Below are 17,045 nucleotides of genomic sequence, written 5' to 3'. Positions count from 1 at the left end.
GCCGGGCTAGAACCTCGGCGCGTTACGGGACCGCCGCACCCCGGGGGTGCGGCGGTCCCGTGCGTTCCAGCACGCCTTGTGCCAGTGCCGGCGTTCGTCGACCCCCGAGTGCTCGGGCCAGGCGACGACGTGCGGCATTCCGCCGGGGATCAGCTGGTCGCAACCGGGACAGCGGTACGTCTTGCCCTCGGCGCTCGCGCCCGCCACGTGCCGCACGCTCCACTCCTCGCCCGCCCAGCTGACGCCGGACTGCCAGCCGCCGTACCTTCTCGCACGGTCGTCCTCGGCGCTGCGGCCGGAGGAGTCGTCGCCCTTGGGGCGGTTGCGACGCGGAGACAAGGGACACCTCACGGGGCTATACAGGGTGCAGGATTGCGGACCAGCCTACGCGGAGCCGACAGGGGTCCCCGTGGCGAACCGGTCCCCGGAGCCGCCCTCCCCGACGGCCCATTCTCCGGACAATCCGCAAATCTCCCCACCGAACCGTGTCCTCGGCACGTGTCAGACGGTTATGCCGGGTGGGGAGCTCCGTGTCGGAGCCGAGGAAGCAGGAAAGTCCCATGCGTGTTGGAAGTTTCGTGTTGGCGGCCCAGTTCCCGGGGCAGGGCCAGGGGGAGGCGCTGCACCGCGCAGTCCGCTCCGCGGAGGTCGCCGAGGAGTCGGGTCTGGACTCGGTCTGGCTGGCCGAGCACCACTTCGTGCCGTACGGCACCTGCCCGTCCGCGGTCACCCTGGCAGCCCTGCTGCTGGGCCGCACCCGGCGCATCCGGGTGGGTACGGCCGTGAGCGTGCTGCCCACCGTGCATCCCGTCGCCCTCGGCGAGCAGGCCGCGCTGCTCCATCTGACGAGCGGCGGCCGCTTCTCGCTGGGCGTGGGACGCGGCGGCCCCTGGGTCGACCTGGAGGTGTTCGGCTCGGGCCTGGAGGCGTACGAGTCGGGGTTTCCGGAATCGCTCGATCTGCTGGTGCGCTGGCTGCGCGAACCGTCCGTCGGGGCGGACGGCGAGCGTTTCCGCTTCCGCGAGGTGCCCGTCGTACCGCGGCCCGCGGAGGCCCTGACGGAGACGGCGGGCCCGGAGGTGGTCGTCGCGTGCACCTCCCCGGCGAGTGTGCGGCTGGCCGCCGAGCGGGGCCTGCCGATGCTGCTCGGCATGCACATCGGTGACGAGGAGAAGGCCGAGATGGTCGCCCTGTGGCGGCAGCACGCACGCGCTGCCGGGCGGCCCACGGCCGAGATCCGGGGCGCCGGCCATGTCTCGGCGGGCGTCTGCCAGATCGCGGACCGCCGCTCCGACGCGGTGGAGACGCTGGTGAAGGCGATGCCTGGCTGGCTGAAGCAGGGCCTCGACGCCCATGTGACGGTGGACGGCCGGGCCCGCGGCATGCGGGACCCGGTGGCGTACACGGAACTCCTGTGCGGGCTGCACCCGGTGGGCGCCCCGCGGCTGTGCGTCGACCGCCTCGCGGCGACCAGTGAGCGAACCGGCATCTCGCGTTTCGCCCTGCTCGTCGAGGGCTCCGGGGACCTGGCGGCCACGGAGGAGAACGTACGGCGGCTGGGCTCGGAGGTCCTCCCCCACCTCCGGTGAGCGGCCCCGCCGCCGAGAAGCTTGCCGCTCCCTGCCGGTCCCCCCGTGTCAGGAGCGGCAAGCGAGAGCCTCAGCAGTCCCGGAACTCCGGGGACTGGTTGAGCACCTGGCTGCGGACCGACGTGAAGCGGGACAGCGACTCGTCGACCGATGTGTCCAACGGGAACACCGCCACCCGGTGGCAGTTCTGGAAGGCCAGCCGTACACCGAAGTGCCGCTGTAGGGCGCCGCGTATCGCGTCACTCGCCAGCGCTCGCAGCAACTGCCCGCGTGCCTGCTCGTCCGGCGGGGGCGTCTGGTTGTCGGCGAACCTTCCGCCGTCCACCTTCAGCTGGGCCACCAGAGAACTGATCATCTCCCATGCGTAGGGCAGGGAGGTCCGGACGCAGTCGACGAATTCTGCTTCGTCGACCTCGCCTCGCTCGGCCTGTTCGAGTAGGGCCGGTGAGACGTCGAGCGACATGGGTACTCCTCTCGCACCCCCGAGGCGCAGGGGTTGCCGGACAGGGATGGGGAGTTCGCCATGCACAGGCACCGAGCACGCTGAGTACACGCAGCGCGACCTCCCGTTCTCTACGTTAGGCAACGGACCGTGACCGCACCAGGAGAATGGGCACATAGGGAGCCGCGATGGGGCGCAGTATCGGCCACCGTGGAACGTGCGTTTTCCAGGTGAAATCGTGCCGCTCCCGTGACCGGCGTGACCGGTGGTGAGGGGAGAAGGGTGGGCGGATCGCGTGGCGCGTGAGGTGTCGAGTAGCGTTGCCGACCATGCGTCTCGTCATCGCCCGGTGCTCCGTGGACTACGCGGGCCGGCTCACCGCCCACCTCCCCTCCGCCCCCCGTCTGATCCTGGTGAAGGCGGACGGCAGCGTCTCGATCCACGCGGACGACCGGGCCTACAAGCCCCTCAACTGGATGTCGCCGCCCTGCACGCTGAAGGAGGGCACGGGCGCGGAGGAAGGCGTCTGGACCGTCGTCAACAAAGCGGGCGAGAAGCTGATCATCACGATGGAGGAGATCCTGCACGACTCCTCGCACGAACTCGGCGTCGATCCCGGCCTGATCAAGGACGGCGTGGAAGCACACCTCCAGGAGCTCCTCGCGGACCGCATCGAGATCCTCGGTGAGGGCTACACCCTGATCCGCCGCGAGTACATGACGGCCATCGGCCCGGTCGACATCCTCTGCCGCGACGCCGAGGGCCAGACCGTCGCGGTCGAGATCAAGCGGCGCGGCGAGATCGACGGCGTCGAGCAACTCACCCGCTATCTGGAGCTGTTGAACCGCGACCCCCATCTGGCGCCGGTGCGGGGCGTGTTCGCCGCGCAGGAGATCAAGCCGCAGGCCCGTGTCCTGGCCACGGACCGCGGCATCGGCTGCCAGGTCCTCGACTACAACGCGATGCGCGGCATCGAGGACGACAAGCTGCGGCTGTTCTGAGGCGGGGACGACGACGGGGCGGGTCCTTCCGGGACCCGCCCCTCGGCTTGCCCGGGTCAGATCAGAGGATCCGACGGGCCCGACGACTCCGAAATGGTCGAGGAGCTGATCATGCCGGTCGGGGCGGTGGCCGACGCGGTGTCGGTGGCGGACTCCGAGGACGAGGACGACGGGCTCGGGCTGGAAGACGGTGTCGTGGACGCCGACGGCGAGGGCGAGCCGGAGCCGGTGCCCCCGGTGGGCGACGGTGACGTGCTCGGCGTCCCCGAGGGCGAGCTGCTCGGGGACGGCTTCGCCGAGCCGGAGGGCTCACCACCACCGTGCGAGCTGCTCGCGTCCGGCGAGGGATCCGCCGTCCCCGTCGGGGTCGGATCGTCCGACGTTCCCATCGTCCCGTCCGGCCCCGGATCGGTGGGCGCGGCGGTCACGTCCCCCGTGTCCCCGGCGCCCGTGTCACCGCCGGGGGTCTCGGCGCCGGGGTCGTCGCCACCGGCGTCGGTGCCGACGGTGGGATTGACGCCCACCGTGTCGGAGGGGGCGTTCGGGTCGTTGCCGGAGGTGGCGCCGAGGGTCACCACCGTGCCGAGGACGGCGACGAGCAGGGCGCCCGCGCCGGCCGCGACGAGGTTGCGCCTGGCCAGACCGCGCAGGCCACCCCGGCCGCGGTGGGTCGCGGGTGTGGCGGCGGGCCGGCCGGTGACGAGGGCGGGGCCGGCGGGCGGCGCCGAAGGGAGGGCCGCGGTGATGCCGCGCGGCGGGGACACCGGCTCCTCGCGGGGGGCGTCGGGCACCTCCTCGCCGGAGGTGGCCACGACCAGGCCGGGGATGTCGCCCGAGCGGTCGGCGACCAGGGCGAGGGCGCGCCGGCCGGCCGTGGTGCCCCGCTTGTCGGCGAGGGAGCCGCGCAGGCCGATGGAGGCCTCCAGCTCGGAGCGGGCCCGGTCGAGCTGTCCGGTGCAGAGGGCGAGGACGCCCAGTTCGTGGTGGAAGTAGGCGCGGTCGGCGGACTCCCCGGCGAGGCGGGCCGCTTCGGCACCCTCGTGCAGCGCCTGCTCCCAGGCGGCCCAGTGCAGTCCGGCGGCGAAGGCGGGGGCCGCGGTGCGGGCCAGCTCGACCGCGATGGCCCGCTCGCCCTCGGCGGCCCGCTCGCCCTCGGAGGGCCGCTCGGTCGCCGGGACGGTCACGGCGAGGGCGGCGAGCACGGCGTCGGACTCCGCGCACACCCGCGCGGCGGTGACCGAGGGGTGTCCGGCCCACCAGGCGTAGTGCCGGGCGGCGGTGCGGGCGTGGGCGGTGACGTCGTCGGCGTATCCGGCGGCCTCCAGCTGGGCCCGCACGCCGGCGGCGAGGCGGTAGCGGGCGCCGACCGGGGAGACGAGCCCGCAGGCGACCAGTTCACCGAGGGCGGCGTCGGCGTGGGTGTCGCCGACCAGGGCGGGCAGATGGGCCTGGTGCGGGACCTCGCCGCCGAGGGCGACGGCGAAGCGCAGGGCGGCACGCGCGGAGTCGCTGAGGCGGGCGGCGAGCAGCGGGGCGGGCGCGGCGGCCTCGCCCAGCGAGGGCAGGGGTATCTGCTCGGCCTCCTCGGCGGGGGCTTCGGCGGGCGCGGTGGACGGGCGGGCGTCGTCGAACACCCCGAACTCGTCGACCGCGGCGGCGTCGGCCCGCAGTCGGTCGCGCTGCCGCAGCAGGGCGCCGGCCTGGACGAACCGCAGCGGCAGGCCCTCGGACTCGAACCAGAGGTCGCCGGCCCAGTTGGCCTCCCCCTCGGTGAGGACGCGGCCGACGGCCCGTTCGATCACCTCGACGCCGCCCGCGCGGTCGAGGCCGCTCAGGGTGACCTCCGCGACGGCCGAGTCGGCGGTGGGCGGCGGGGTGTCGGGGGTCGCGCCGAGGAGGAAGGCGCACTCGGGGGTGGCGTCCAGCAGCCCGTCGAGTTCGGCGCCGCCGAACTCCAGGTCGTCGACCACGACGACCGCGCCGACCTCGCGGACCAGGGCGCGCAGTTCCGCGTCGTCGGGGCGGTGCAGCGGGGCGTCGTAGACGGTGTGGAAGAGGTCGTGGAGGAGGTCCGCGGTGGTGCGGCGGCGACCGGTGAGACGCACCACGCCGTCGGGCGCGAGGTCCTCGCAGTCCTCGGCGACGAGGTCGAGCAGGCTGGTGCGGCCGGAGCCGGCGGGTCCGGTGAGGCGGACGGAGCGACCGCGGGCCAGCAGCCGGACCAGCTGTTCGCGCTCCTCCTGGCGGCCGAGGAGGGGCCGTTCGGGCTGGGCGGGTCCGGCCGGAGCGGGGGGCCGGGCCGCCTGGTCGGCCTCGGCGCGCTCCTCGGGGGTGCGCTTGACGGGGCGTTCGGGCCGCTCGGTGGGCGGGGAGAGTTCGATCTCACTGCCGTCGACCGGGTTGACGGTGAGCAGGTGCTCGCCGGCGACGAGTCGCACGGTGCGGGCGAGAGCCGGCCCGTGCTGTCCGAAGTCGGGTGTGAGGGGGTCCCTGGAGGGGCGCTGGCGCGGCGCGTGGCCGTCGCCGTCGCGGCCGTACTCCTCGGGTCCCCGGTACGTCGGGTCCATAGGTCAAGCCCCCAAAAGCGTGGTGTGGAGACAGCCCCTCCCGGCCTCGCTGCACACTGCGCTGTCGCTTCTGGTCCGGTGCCCGCTCGAGGGCTGCGGGCGCGGGCAGACGAACCGTAAACCTTCGCACAGTATCCACGACAGCCCGGGGTGCCGCGCCGCCCGAGACGTCACGGTCCGGTGAGGATTGCGCGCGTCGCGGAGGGAAGGTCCGCGCGTCTCGGGTGTCCACCGCGGAGGTGTCTCACACGCGCGGGAGGGACTCCACTCCGATACCGCCCTCGATGGCGAGGATCCGGTGCAGTCGGGTGGCCACCAGGAGGCGCTGCATCTGGGGTGGTACGCCCCGCAGCACCAGGCGGCGGCCGCAGCGGCCCGCCCGGCGGTGGACGCCCATGATGACGCCGAGTCCGGTGGCGTCCCAGGAGTCGAGTTCGGACAGGTCGAGCACCAGGTCGCCGACGCCGTCGTCGACCGCGGTGTGCAGGACCGTACGGGCGTCCGCCGCGCTGCGGACGTCGAGGCGGCCCCCGACGACCAGCTCGACGTGGTCGCCCCTGATGTGCATAGCGCTCCCCTAAGCGTGCGTCTCGTGCTCCGCGGTGGTGAATGTCCGGTGTTGCATCGTCTGACTGCGTGAAGCGGTCAGAGGTTGCCGTCTGTGAGCGAACCGATACCGAATTCACCCACACGGGTGAGGCCCATGGGGCCTGTGCGGTATCAGTGCTTGCAGAAGCCCTGCCCGCTCTGGCGTCCGATGTCACCGGCGTCAACCATCCGGCGCATTCCGCACCGGCGGAGCGAACTCCCCTCCACATGGCTCTCGGCGGGACACTAGCGGGCGTGAGTCGCTGTGTGACCGGTTAGTAACGCGTTTCACGTCTCAGGGCGTGAGACGCCGGTCACGTCGTCAATTCGTGCCGGATTCGCGCCGATTGGCCCCCCTGGGCGACGTCCGGCAGCCATGACGGGCGGCACGGTCCGCCGCGCCGGGGACGGTCTAGATTGGCGGCATGGTCAATCTGACGCGCATCTACACCAGGACCGGCGACCAGGGCACCACCGCTCTCGGCGACATGAGCCGGGTCGCCAAGACCGACCTGCGCATCGCGGCGTACGCGGACGCGAACGAGGCGAACGCGGTCATCGGTACGGCGATCGCACTGGGCGGGCTCGACGAGAGCATCGTCAAGGTGCTCACCCGCGTGCAGAACGACCTGTTCGACGTGGGTGCGGACCTGTCGACACCGGTGGTGGAGAACCCGGACTTCCCCCCGCTGCGGGTCGAGCAGTTCTACATCGACAAGCTGGAGGCCGACTGCGACCGTTTCAACGCGGAGTTGGAGAAGCTGCGTTCCTTCATCCTCCCCGGTGGCACGCCCGGCGCGGCCCTGCTGCACCAGGCGTGCACGGTGGTCCGCCGCGCCGAGCGCTCGACCTGGGCCGCGCTGGAGGCGCACGGCGAGGTGATGAACCCCCTCACCGCGACCTACCTCAACCGCCTGTCGGACCTGCTGTTCATCCTGGCCCGGTCGGCCAACAAGGAGGTCGGCGACGTGCTGTGGGTGCCGGGCGGGGAGCGCTGAGCGTCCGCTAGCGGTTTCCGGCGGAGGTGCGCGCCGTCCGGTCCTTCCCGGACGCGTCGCCCTCCGCCTCGCCGCCCGTCGGGGCCTTGCGGGGCCAGACCGTGTACGACAGGGCGATCAGGCCGTAGATGCCGACCGCGCGCACGGTCGTCCACTGGAACCCGCGCAGCGAGCTGACATCGCCGGAGTCGCCGACGTACCAGACGGCGCACTGGAGCAGGGCCAGGGCGACGGCTCCGCCGAACAGGGCCCGCAGCCACAGCTTCGCCTCGTGGCGGGCGCGGGCGCGGCCGTAGCGGGGCGGCCGGGGCGGGGGCGGGCCGCCACCGAGGCGGTGGGCGGCGTGGCCGTCGAGCCAGCGGATCGTGTGGTGGCCGTAGGCGACGGTGCAGCCGAGGTACAGCGCCGCCAGGCCGTGCTCCCAGCCGGGTTCGGCGCCGTCGCGCAGGTCGACCGCCGTGACGGCGAAGAGGACCAGTTCCAGGACCGGCTCGCACAGCAGCAGCACCACGCTGGTCCGCCGCCACCCGAGCAGGTAGCGGACGGCCAGTCCGAGGGCCAGCAGCACCCAGAAGCCGATCTCACAGGCGGCGATCAACCAGACGATCACGGTTCGCTCCTCTCGCTCACCCCTCCAGGCTGGCGTCCGTGACCGCCGAGTTCGTCGTCGGCGACGACGAACTCGCGGTACATCGAAGGATGCAGTCCCGGACCGTTCTCCGGGAGCAGGCGGGCGGCCCGCGGGCCGTGTTGGATGGATCCATGGCCGTCCGACTCCCCCGCCCGCACCGCTTCGACGTCGTCGTCGCCGCCGCCGGGATGCTCGGCGGCGTGCTGCTGTGGGGAATCGGCCTGGGCACCCGCCCGGCCAACGAGCCGATCGTGCTGTTCGACGGCCGCTGGCCGGTCCTGGTGCCGCTCCTGGCGATGACCGGCTGCGAGCTGCTGCGCCGGGCCGCCCCGCGCACCGCGCTGCTCACCGGCACGGCCGCCCTGACCCTGGACACGGTGACCCGGGGCAACGTCGTCACACTGATCATGTTCACCGACGTCGTCTACGCGGCCGTGCTGTACGGCACGCCCGCCTCGGCCCGGCGCGTCCCGCGGGTCACCGGGCTGCTCACGGTGGCGGCGACGGTGGTGCCGTTCGCGCTCTGGCGAGTGCCCGAGGCCCTGCTGATCGGGGTCGCCGTGGGGGTCGTGTCGTTCGCGCCCGCCTCCACCGGTCTGATCGTCCGCAACCACCGCGACGCCGCCCTGTCCGCCCGGCTGCGCGCCGAACAGACCGCGCTGCTCGCCGAGATGGACCGCACCCAGGCGGTCACCGCCGAACGCGCGCGGATGGCCCGCGAACTGCACGACATGGTCGCCAACCACCTGTCGGCGATCGCCATCCACTCCACGGCCGCGCTCTCCCTGGACGACCCGGACACCTCGAAGGAAGCGCTGGCGGTGATCCGGGAGAACAGCGTGGCGGGACTGGCCGAGATGCGGCGGCTGATCGGCATCCTGCGGGACGGCAGCGGGGAACGTGAACCGGCCGCCGCCCCCACCCTCGGCGGACTGGGCGGCCTGGTGGAGAGCGCCCGCGCCAACGGCCTTCACGTCACCCTGCGCGCCGACCACGGCAAGGTGCCCACACCGGTCGAACTGGCCGCCTACCGCATCGTCCAGGAATCCCTGACCAACGCCCTCAAGCACGCCTCGCCGGGCCCGGTCGCCGTCACGCTCGACCGGCGGGAGGGGGTACTCGACGTGCGGGTGACCAGTCCGTACGGCCACCGGGACGCCCCCCGGGCCCCCGGCTCCGGGGCCGGACTGGTCGGGATGCGGGAGCGGGCGGCGCTGCTGGGCGGTACCTTCACGGCCGGTCCCGAGGACACCCTGTGGGCCGTCCGCGCCTCGCTGCCCGTGAGCGGGGGCGAGCCTGCGCGATGACCCCCCTGCCCGTCGCCGAAGGAGAACCCGCATGATCCGCGTCCTCGTCGCCGAGGACCAGTCCGCCGTCCGGGCCGGTCTGGTCCTCATTCTGCGCAGCGCCCCCGACGTGGAGGTGGTCGGTGAGGCGGCCGACGGGGAGCGGGCGGTGGCGCTGGCTCGGGAGTTGCGGCCGGACCTGGTGCTGATGGACGTACAGATGCCGCGGCTCGACGGGGTGTCGGCGACCCGGAAGGTGGTCGAGGAGGGGCTCGCGGACGTGCTGGTGCTGACCACCTTCGACCTCGACGAGTACGTGTTCGGGGCGCTGCGGGCGGGAGCGGCCGGGTTCCTGCTGAAGAACACCGAGGCGAGCGACCTGATCGACGCGGTCCGTACCGTCGCGCGCGGCGAGGGCGTCGTGGCGCCGGCCGTCACCCGCCGTCTCATCGCGGAGTTCGCCGCGAGCCCGGAGCCGGGACCGAAGGCCGATCCGGCGGTGCTGGATTCGCTGACCCGGCGCGAACGCGAGGTACTGGTCTGCCTGGGCGAGGGGCTGTCCAACGCGGGGATCGCGGAGCGCCTGGACATGGCCGAGGCGACGGTGAAGACGCACGTCAGCCGCCTGCTGGGCAAGCTGGAGCTGCGCAGCCGGGTGCAAGCGGCGGTGCTCGCGCAGGAGTTGGGGATCCGGAAAGGATCCGGAGGCGTCGCCCCATAGTGGTCCAGACCTATTGACCCGTGGTCCAGACCTTTCTATTCTCGCGGCACCGTGGGTGTGAAGGCTCAGTCACACCCCCCTCCCGCTCTTTCACAGAGGAGGCGCTGCATGCGCTTCAGACACAGAGCCGTGGCAGGTCTCGCGACCCTGCTGCTCCCGCTGGCCGCTCTGGTCGGCCTCGCCGGCCCGGCCCAGGCCGCGACGTCCGCCACCGCCACCTACGCCAAGCCCTCCGACTGGGGCGCCGGCTTCGAGGGCAAGTGGACGGTGAAGAACACCGGCACCACGACCATCAACTCCTGGACGGTCGAGTGGGACTTCCCCTCCGGCACGTCCGTCACCTCCGCCTGGGACGCCGACGTCACCTCCGCCGGCACCCACTGGACCGCCAAGAACAAGTCCTGGAACGGCTCCCTGGCCCCCGGCGCCTCCGTCTCCTTCGGCTTCAACGGCGCGGGCACCGGCTCCCCGTCCAACTGCAAGCTCAACGGCGGCAGTTGCGACGGCACCTCGGTCCCCGGCGACGCCGCCCCCTCCGCGCCGGGCACCCCCACCGCCTCCGGCGTCACCGACACCTCGGTGAAACTGGCCTGGAGCGCGGCCACCGACGACAAGGGCGTCAAGAACTACGACGTCCTGCGCGACGGCGCCAAGGTCGCCACGGTGACGACCACCTCGTACACCGACACCGGCCTCACCGCCGGCACCGACTACTCCTACACGGTGCAGGCCCGTGACACCGCCGACCAGACCGGCCCGGTCAGCGGCGCCCGCGCCGTACGTACCACCGGCGGCACCACCGAGCCCCCGCCCACCGGCGGCAAGGTCAAGCTCGGCTACTTCACCGAGTGGGGCGTCTACGGCCGCAACTACCACGTCAAGAACCTGGTGACGTCCGGTTCCGCCGCGAAGATCACCCACATCAACTACGCGTTCGGCAACGTCAAGAACGGCCAGTGCACCGTCGACGACACCTTCGCCGCGTACGAGAAGGCCTACACCGCCGACCAGTCCGTCAGCGGCACCGCCGACACCTGGGACCAGCCGCTGCGCGGCAACTTCAACCAGCTCCGCCAGCTCAAGGCGAAGTACCCGCACATCAAGGTGCTGTACTCCTTCGGCGGCTGGACCTACTCCGGCGGCTTCGGCCAGGCCGCGGCCAACCCCGCCGCCTTCGCCAAGTCCTGCAAGGCCGTCGTGGAGGACCCCCGCTGGGCCGACGTCTTCGACGGCATCGACATCGACTGGGAGTACCCGAACGCCTGCGGCCTGACCTGCGACACCTCCGGCCCCGCCGCGTTCAGGAACCTCAGCCAGGCGCTGCGCACCGAGTTCGGCTCGAACTACCTGATCACCGCGGCCATCACCGCCGACGGCTCCGCCGGCGGCAAGATCGACGCGGCCGACTACGGCGGCGCCGCCCAGTACCTCGACTGGTACAACGTGATGACGTACGACTACTTCGGCGCCTGGGCCGGCACCGGACCGACCGCTCCGCACTCGCCGCTCACCTCGTACTCCGGTATCCCGACGGCGGGCTTCAACTCCGCCGACGCGATCGCCAAGCTGAAGGCGAAGGGCGTCCCCTCCGCCAAGCTGCTGCTCGGCATCGGCTTCTACGGCCGCGGCTGGACCGGCGTCACCCAGTCCGCGCCCGGCGGCACGGCGACCGGAGCGGCCCCCGGCACCTACGAGGCGGGCATCGAGGACTACAAGGTCCTCAAGACCTCCTGCCCCGCCACCGGCACCATCGCCGGCACGGCCTACGCGCACTGCGGCACCAACTGGTGGTCCTACGACACCCCGTCGACGATCGCCGGAAAGATGACCTGGGCCAAGAACCAGGGCCTGGGCGGCGCGTTCTTCTGGGAGTTCAGCGGCGACACCGCGAACGGTGAGCTGGTGAGCGCCATCAACAGCAACCTGTAGAACCATCCCGGCATCTCCCCGCTGCGACGCCGCGGGTGGGCCCCAGGGCCTGCCCGCGGCGTTTCGCACGCCCCGTGCCCCGTGCCCGGCGCATGCGCACCGCCGCCCGCCGCCCGGTGCCCCGCGCACGCGCACCGCGCCCCCACTCGACAGCACCGGCGCCCGGTCGGTCAGCCACGGCGGTACCAGCACCCCCTGGGCCGTACCGGCGTGCCTAGGCCACATTCACTCGCTGTCCGGGCGGAGCCGCCTCGAGCCACGCCAGAAAACCGGTCAGCGCGTCCTCGCTCATCGCGAGTTCGAGACGCGTGCCCCGGTGCACACAGGTGAGGATGACCGAGTCGGACAGCAGCGCCAGCTCCTCCTCGCCCTCGGGCAGCCGGCGGCCGGCCACCTCGATGGACGCCCGCTCCAGGACGCGGCGCGGACGGTAGGCGTAGGAGAAGACGCGGTACCACTCGACGCGATCGCCGTTGTACCGCGCGACCCCGTAGGTCCAGCCTTTTCCGCTCGTGTCCGATTTCTCGGGGACGTCCCAGCGCAGGGAACAGTCGAAGGTGCCGCCGGACCGCTGGATGAGTCTGCGGCGCAGGCCGAAGACGAACAACCCCAGCACCACCAGGGCCACGACGATTCCACACACAGTCAGAGCGAGGACCATCGACACCGACCTCCTCGTCTCCTAGGTACCGAAAACAGGTAACGGAACGGAAAAAACATCCAGATCTGCCTCAGCCGCGGTCGGCTCCGGATCGCTCCGGTGCCAACCGCGGCTGAGTGACGTCATCACACGGCGAGCTGCCTCAGCTCGCCGCCGCCGCGCGCAGTCGTACGTCCGCGCGGCGCTCGGCGGGGGCGTCACCCTCCGCCTTCGCGCGCTCCAGCTCCCGCTCCGCGCGCTGGACGTCGATCTCGTCCGACAGCTCGGCGATCTCGGCCAGCAGCGACAGCTTGTTGTCCGCGAACGAGATGAAACCGCCGTGCACCGCGGCGACGACCGTTCCACCATCACTCGTACGGATGGTCACCGGGCCCGACTCCAGCACACCGAGCAGCGGCTGGTGACCGGGCATGACGCCGATGTCGCCGGACGTGGTGCGCGCGACGACCAGGGTGGCCTCGCCGGACCAGACCTCTCGGTCGGCCGCGACCAGCGCGACGTGCAGCTCAGCAGCCAAGGTGGCTCCTCGGGTCACCACCCGGCGGGTCTGCCGGGTGTTGGTTACAAGTCTAGTAGGCGTGGAAGAGGGGGCGGGACGACCCCGCCCCCTCACACGAACTCACAGCTCAGGACTCACTGGTCCCGAGTTCAGGAGACGCCCAGCTCCTTCGCGTTCTTCTTGAGGTCCTCAAGACCACCGCACATGAAGAACGCCTGCTCCGGGAAGTGGTCGTACTCGCCGTCGCAGATCGCGTTGAAGGCCCGGATGGACTCCTCCAGCGGCACGTCCGACCCGTCGACGCCGGTGAACTGCTTGGCGACGTGGGTGTTCTGGGACAGGAAGCGCTCCACGCGACGGGCACGGTGGACGACGAGCTTGTCCTCTTCGCCCAGCTCGTCGATACCGAGGATCGCGATGATGTCCTGGAGGTCCTTGTACTTCTGGAGGATCGTCTTGACGCGCATGGCGCAGTCGTAGTGATCCTGCGCGATGTAGCGCGGGTCCAGGATGCGGGACGTGGAGTCCAGCGGGTCCACGGCCGGGTAGATGCCCTTCTCGGAGATCGGACGGGACAGAACCGTCGTCGCGTCGAGGTGGGCGAAGGTGGTGGCCGGGGCCGGGTCGGTCAGGTCGTCCGCGGGGACGTAGATCGCCTGCATCGAGGTGATCGAGTGACCACGGGTCGAGGTGATGCGCTCCTGGAGGAGACCCATCTCGTCGGCCAGGTTCGGCTGGTAACCCACCGCGGAGGGCATACGGCCGAGCAGGGTCGACACCTCGGAACCGGCCTGCGTGAAGCGGAAGATGTTGTCGATGAAGAACAGCACGTCCTGCTTCTGCACATCGCGGAAGTACTCCGCCATGGTCAGACCGGCCAGGGCCACGCGCAGACGGGTGCCCGGGGGCTCGTCCATCTGGCCGAAGACAAGGGCGGTCTTGTCGATGACGCCCGAGTCCGACATCTCCTCGATGAGGTCGTTGCCCTCACGGGTGCGCTCGCCGACACCGGCGAACACGGAGACACCGTCGTGGTTGTTGGCGACGCGGTAGATCATCTCCTGGATGAGCACCGTCTTGCCGACGCCGGCACCACCGAACAGACCGATCTTTCCACCCTTGACGTACGGGGTGAGAAGGTCGATGACCTTGACGCCGGTCTCGAACATCTCGGTCTTCGACTCGAGCTCGTCGAAGTTCGGCGCCTTGCGGTGGATGGTCCAACGCTCGCCGTCGTAGGTCTCGTCGACGTTCAGCACCTCACCGAGGGTGTTGAACACCTTGCCCTTGGTGAAGTCACCGACCGGGACGGTGATGCCCGTTCCGGTGTCGGTGACGGCGGCCTGACGGACCAGGCCGTCGGTCGGCTGCATGGAGATGGTACGGACCAGGCCGTCACCCAGGTGCTGGGCGACCTCCAGGGTCAGGATCTTCCTCTCGCCCGCGTTCGCCGGGTCGGCGACCTCGACGTGGAGGGCGTTGTAGATCTCCGGCATCGCGTCGACGGGGAACTCCACGTCGACGACCGGGCCGATGACCCGGGCGACGCGGCCCGTGGCCGTCGCGGTCCCAACAGTGGTGGTCATTAGCGGTCACTCCCCGCGGTCGCGTCGGCCAGGGCGCTGGCGCCACCGACGATCTCGCTGATTTCCTGGGTGATTTCGGCCTGGCGGGCCGCGTTGGCAAGCCGGGAGAGCGTCTCGATCAGCTCTCCGGCGTTGTCGGTGGCCGACTTCATCGCGCGCCGCGTGGCGGCGTGCTTCGAAGCGGCCGACTGGAGAAGCGCGTTGTACACGCGGCTCTCCACATAGCGCGGCAGCAGGGCGTCGAGGACGTCCTCCGCCGACGGCTCGAAGTCGTACAGCGGAAGGATCTCGTCCTTCGCCTTCGACTCCTGGGCCACCTCGTCGAGGCTGAGCGGCAGCAGACGGTCGCCGAGCGCCGTCTGCGTCATCATCGACACGAACTCGGTGAACACGATGTGGATCTCGTCCACACCGCCGTCCGCCGTCTCCTTCTCGATGGCCTCGATCAGGGGGGCCGCGACCTTCTTGGCGTCCGCGTACGTCGGCTCGTCGGTGAAGCCCGTCCACGACTCCGCGACCTTGCGCTCACGGAAGTTGTAGTGGGCGAGACCACGCCGGCCGACGATGTACGTCTCGACCTGCTTGCCCTCGGCCTCGAGGCGCGCCGTCAGCTGCTCCGCGGCCTTGATGGCGTTGGAGTTGAAGGCGCCCGCGAGACCACGGTCGCTCGTCAGGAGCAGCACCGCGGACCGCACGACCGTCTCGGCCTGCGTGGTCAGCGGGTGCCGCGTGTTCGAGCCGGTACCGACCGCCGTGACCGCGCGGGTCAGCTCGGTCGCGTACGGCGTGGAGGCCGCCACCTTGCGCTGCGCCTTGACGACGCGCGAGGCGGCGATCATCTCCATCGCCTTGGTGATCTTCTTGGTCGCGGTGACGGATCGGATGCGACGCTTGTAGACCCGGAGCTGGGCTCCCATGAGTCAGGTCCCTTCCTACGTCACTTGGCGGCGGACGGGGCGTCCTCGCCGAGCAGCTTGCCGTCCGAGGTCTCGAACTGCTTCTTGAACTCGGCGATGGCGTCCGCGATGGCGGTCAGGGTGTCGTCCGACATCTTGGCGCCCTCACGGATGGAGGTCATGAGGCCCTGCTCCTTGCGGTGCAGGTACTCGAGCAGCTCCTTCTCGAAGCGGCGCACGTCGTTGACCGGCACCTCGTCCATCTTGCCGGTGGTGCCGGCCCAGATGGAGACGACCTGGTCCTCGGTGGCCATCGGCTGGTACTGAGACTGCTTGAGCAGCTCGACCATGCGCTGACCACGCTCCAGCTGCGCCTTCGACGCGGCGTCCAGGTCGGAACCGAAGGCGGCGAACGCCTCCAGCTCACGGAACTGGGCCAGGTCGACGCGGAGACGGCCGGAGACCTGTCGCATCGCCTTGTGCTGCGCGGAACCACCGACTCGGGAGACGGAGATACCCACGTTCAGCGCGGGGCGCTGACCGGCGTTGAACAGGTCCGACTCCAGGAAGCACTGGCCGTCGGTGATGGAGATGACGTTGGTCGGGATGAACGCCGAGACGTCGTTGGCCTTCGTCTCGACGATCGGCAGACCGGTCATCGAACCGGCACCCATCTCGTCGGAGAGCTTCGCGCAGCGCTCCAGGAGACGCGAGTGCAGGTAGAAGACGTCACCCGGGTAGGCCTCGCGGCCCGGCGGGCGGCGCAGCAGCAGCGACACGGCGCGGTAGGCGTCGGCCTGCTTCGACAGGTCGTCGAAGATGATGAGGACGTGCTTGCCCTCGTACATCCACTGCTGACCGATGGCCGAACCGGTGTACGGCGCCAGGTACTTGAAGCCGGCCGGGTCGGACGCCGGGGCGGCGACGATGGTCGTGTACTCCAGCGCGCCGTTCTCCTCCAGCGCGCGGCGGACCGACGCGATGGTCGAGCCCTTCTGGCCGATGGCGACGTAGATGCAGCGAACCTGCTTGTTCACGTCGCCGGTGCGCCAGTTGTCGCGCTGGTTGATGATCGTGTCGACGGCCAGGGCGGTCTTGCCGGTCTGGCGGTCACCGATGATCAGCTGACGCTGACCACGGCCGATCGGGGTCATCGCGTCGACGGCCTTGTAGCCGGTCTCCATCGGCTCGTGCACCGACTTACGGGCCATGACGCCCGGAGCCTGGAGCTCCAGGGCGCGCCGGCCGGACGTCTCGATCTCGCCGAGGCCGTCGATCGGGTTGCCGAGCGGGTCGACGACGCGGCCGAGGTAGCCCTCGCCCACCGCGACCGAGAGGACCTCACCGGTACGCGTGACCGGCTGACCCTCCTCGATGCCGCTGAACTCGCCGAGGACGACGCAGCCGATCTCGCGCTCCTCGAGGTTGAGGGCGAGACCGAGGGTGCCGTCCTCGAACTTCAGCAGTTCGTTGGCCATGGCCGAGGGCAGGCCCTCGACCTTCGCGATGCCGTCGCCGGCAAGGCTGACCGTACCGACCTCCTCGCGCGAGGCCGCGTCCGGCTTGTACGACTGGACGAAGTTCTCCAGTGCGTCCCGGATCTCCTCCGGCCGGATCGTGAGCTCCGCCATCTGGGTTCCCTGCTCTCCTT

Annotated in this window: 16 protein-coding genes; 6 read left to right on the top strand and 10 right to left on the bottom strand. The window is 71.2% G+C overall.

Features of this window, described 5'->3' with window-relative positions:
- Positions 1-6: 6 nt before the first annotated feature.
- Entirely contained in the window at positions 7-339 is a 333-nt protein-coding gene (locus ACZ5Y0_RS06475) for an ATP/GTP-binding protein (RefSeq protein WP_469127455.1), read from the bottom strand.
- Between the two features lie 221 nt (positions 340-560).
- Here ACZ5Y0_RS06475 and ACZ5Y0_RS06470 point away from each other — a divergent pair, with 221 nt between their 5' ends.
- Positions 561-1,589 carry an LLM class flavin-dependent oxidoreductase gene (locus tag ACZ5Y0_RS06470; protein WP_469127454.1) on the top strand — a complete coding sequence of 343 codons (1,029 nt, stop codon included), beginning with the start codon at positions 561-563 and terminating at the stop codon, positions 1,587-1,589.
- Positions 1,590-1,659: 70 nt separating this feature from the next.
- On the opposite strand, the gene ACZ5Y0_RS06465 is transcribed toward ACZ5Y0_RS06470, so the two are convergent.
- Entirely contained in the window at positions 1,660-2,052 is a 393-nt protein-coding gene (locus tag ACZ5Y0_RS06465) for an SCO5389 family protein (protein ID WP_319260298.1), read from the bottom strand.
- 308 nt (positions 2,053-2,360) lie between these two features.
- Between ACZ5Y0_RS06465 and nucS the strand changes: the two genes are divergently transcribed.
- Positions 2,361-3,032, top strand: a complete 672-nt coding sequence (gene nucS, locus ACZ5Y0_RS06460; RefSeq protein WP_469127453.1) for an endonuclease NucS — start codon at positions 2,361-2,363, stop codon at positions 3,030-3,032.
- A 56-nt stretch (positions 3,033-3,088) separates the two neighbouring features.
- On the opposite strand, the gene ACZ5Y0_RS06455 is transcribed toward nucS, so the two are convergent.
- Positions 3,089-5,599: an ATP-binding protein gene (locus ACZ5Y0_RS06455; protein ID WP_469127452.1), complete on the bottom strand. Its 2,511-nt coding sequence runs from the start codon at positions 5,597-5,599 to the stop codon at positions 3,089-3,091.
- Between the two features lie 244 nt (positions 5,600-5,843).
- Positions 5,844-6,167, bottom strand: a complete 324-nt coding sequence (locus tag ACZ5Y0_RS06450) for an STAS domain-containing protein (RefSeq protein ID WP_392240937.1) — start codon at positions 6,165-6,167, stop codon at positions 5,844-5,846.
- 445 nt (positions 6,168-6,612) lie between these two features.
- On the opposite strand from ACZ5Y0_RS06450, the gene ACZ5Y0_RS06445 reads away from it, so the two are divergent.
- The gene (locus tag ACZ5Y0_RS06445) at positions 6,613-7,185 is read left to right on the top strand and encodes a cob(I)yrinic acid a,c-diamide adenosyltransferase (RefSeq protein ID WP_469127451.1); all 573 of its coding nucleotides are present in this window, start codon (positions 6,613-6,615) and stop codon (positions 7,183-7,185) included.
- 7 nt (positions 7,186-7,192) lie between these two features.
- On the opposite strand, the gene ACZ5Y0_RS06440 is transcribed toward ACZ5Y0_RS06445, so the two are convergent.
- Entirely contained in the window at positions 7,193-7,795 is a 603-nt protein-coding gene (locus ACZ5Y0_RS06440) for a hypothetical protein (RefSeq protein ID WP_469127450.1), read from the bottom strand.
- Between the two features lie 152 nt (positions 7,796-7,947).
- On the opposite strand from ACZ5Y0_RS06440, the gene ACZ5Y0_RS06435 reads away from it, so the two are divergent.
- The 3 genes from ACZ5Y0_RS06435 (at position 7,948) to ACZ5Y0_RS06425 (ending at position 11,752) form a co-directional block, all read left to right on the top strand.
- Entirely contained in the window at positions 7,948-9,123 is a 1,176-nt protein-coding gene (locus ACZ5Y0_RS06435) for a sensor histidine kinase (RefSeq protein ID WP_469127525.1), read from the top strand.
- A gap of 31 nt (positions 9,124-9,154) precedes the next feature.
- Positions 9,155-9,823 carry a response regulator gene (locus ACZ5Y0_RS06430; protein WP_469127449.1) on the top strand — a complete coding sequence of 223 codons (669 nt, stop codon included), beginning with the start codon at positions 9,155-9,157 and terminating at the stop codon, positions 9,821-9,823.
- Positions 9,824-9,931: 108 nt separating this feature from the next.
- Positions 9,932-11,752: a glycosyl hydrolase family 18 protein gene (locus ACZ5Y0_RS06425; RefSeq protein WP_469127448.1), complete on the top strand. Its 1,821-nt coding sequence runs from the start codon at positions 9,932-9,934 to the stop codon at positions 11,750-11,752.
- Between the two features lie 214 nt (positions 11,753-11,966).
- On the opposite strand, the gene ACZ5Y0_RS06420 is transcribed toward ACZ5Y0_RS06425, so the two are convergent.
- The 5 genes from ACZ5Y0_RS06420 to atpA form a co-directional block, all read right to left on the bottom strand.
- Positions 11,967-12,413, bottom strand: coding sequence for a DUF2550 domain-containing protein (locus tag ACZ5Y0_RS06420; RefSeq protein ID WP_469127447.1), 447 nt, complete (start codon positions 12,411-12,413; stop codon positions 11,967-11,969).
- Between the two features lie 142 nt (positions 12,414-12,555).
- Complete coding sequence (locus ACZ5Y0_RS06415) at positions 12,556-12,930, bottom strand: F0F1 ATP synthase subunit epsilon (RefSeq protein ID WP_469127446.1); 375 nt, start codon at positions 12,928-12,930, stop codon at positions 12,556-12,558.
- 131 nt (positions 12,931-13,061) lie between these two features.
- A complete protein-coding gene (gene atpD / locus ACZ5Y0_RS06410; protein WP_469127445.1) occupies positions 13,062-14,498 on the bottom strand; it encodes a F0F1 ATP synthase subunit beta in 1,437 nt (478 codons plus the stop codon).
- Positions 14,498-15,415: a F0F1 ATP synthase subunit gamma gene (locus tag ACZ5Y0_RS06405; RefSeq protein WP_469127444.1), complete on the bottom strand. Its 918-nt coding sequence runs from the start codon at positions 15,413-15,415 to the stop codon at positions 14,498-14,500. The genes atpD and ACZ5Y0_RS06405 overlap by 1 nt, the downstream gene beginning before the upstream one ends.
- 20 nt (positions 15,416-15,435) lie before the next feature.
- A complete protein-coding gene (gene atpA / locus ACZ5Y0_RS06400; protein WP_467510402.1) occupies positions 15,436-17,025 on the bottom strand; it encodes a F0F1 ATP synthase subunit alpha in 1,590 nt (529 codons plus the stop codon).
- Positions 17,026-17,045 lie beyond the last annotated feature (20 nt).

Source organism: Streptomyces sp. NPDC033216, assembly GCF_055577115.1.
Note: the sequence above shows the minus strand (reverse complement) of the source record. Positions and strands in the feature narration are given on the sequence as shown.

What these genes read in the sequence shown, in the direction of transcription:
- ACZ5Y0_RS06470 (WP_469127454.1), top strand. Translation starts at nt 561, where the DNA reads ATGCGTGTTGGAAGTTTCGTGTTGGCGGCCCAGTTCCCGGGGCAGGGC.
- ACZ5Y0_RS06465 (WP_319260298.1), bottom strand. Translation starts at nt 2,052, where the DNA reads ATGTCGCTCGACGTCTCACCGGCCCTACTCGAACAGGCCGAGCGAGGC.
- nucS (WP_469127453.1), top strand. Translation starts at nt 2,361, where the DNA reads ATGCGTCTCGTCATCGCCCGGTGCTCCGTGGACTACGCGGGCCGGCTC.
- ACZ5Y0_RS06455 (WP_469127452.1), bottom strand. Translation starts at nt 5,599, where the DNA reads ATGGACCCGACGTACCGGGGACCCGAGGAGTACGGCCGCGACGGCGAC.
- ACZ5Y0_RS06450 (WP_392240937.1), bottom strand. Translation starts at nt 6,167, where the DNA reads ATGCACATCAGGGGCGACCACGTCGAGCTGGTCGTCGGGGGCCGCCTC.
- ACZ5Y0_RS06445 (WP_469127451.1), top strand. Translation starts at nt 6,613, where the DNA reads ATGGTCAATCTGACGCGCATCTACACCAGGACCGGCGACCAGGGCACC.
- ACZ5Y0_RS06435 (WP_469127525.1), top strand. Translation starts at nt 7,948, where the DNA reads ATGGCCGTCCGACTCCCCCGCCCGCACCGCTTCGACGTCGTCGTCGCC.
- ACZ5Y0_RS06430 (WP_469127449.1), top strand. Translation starts at nt 9,155, where the DNA reads ATGATCCGCGTCCTCGTCGCCGAGGACCAGTCCGCCGTCCGGGCCGGT.
- ACZ5Y0_RS06425 (WP_469127448.1), top strand. Translation starts at nt 9,932, where the DNA reads ATGCGCTTCAGACACAGAGCCGTGGCAGGTCTCGCGACCCTGCTGCTC.
- ACZ5Y0_RS06420 (WP_469127447.1), bottom strand. Translation starts at nt 12,413, where the DNA reads ATGGTCCTCGCTCTGACTGTGTGTGGAATCGTCGTGGCCCTGGTGGTG.
- atpD (WP_469127445.1), bottom strand. Translation starts at nt 14,498, where the DNA reads ATGACCACCACTGTTGGGACCGCGACGGCCACGGGCCGCGTCGCCCGG.
- ACZ5Y0_RS06405 (WP_469127444.1), bottom strand. Translation starts at nt 15,415, where the DNA reads ATGGGAGCCCAGCTCCGGGTCTACAAGCGTCGCATCCGATCCGTCACC.
- atpA (WP_467510402.1), bottom strand. Translation starts at nt 17,025, where the DNA reads ATGGCGGAGCTCACGATCCGGCCGGAGGAGATCCGGGACGCACTGGAG.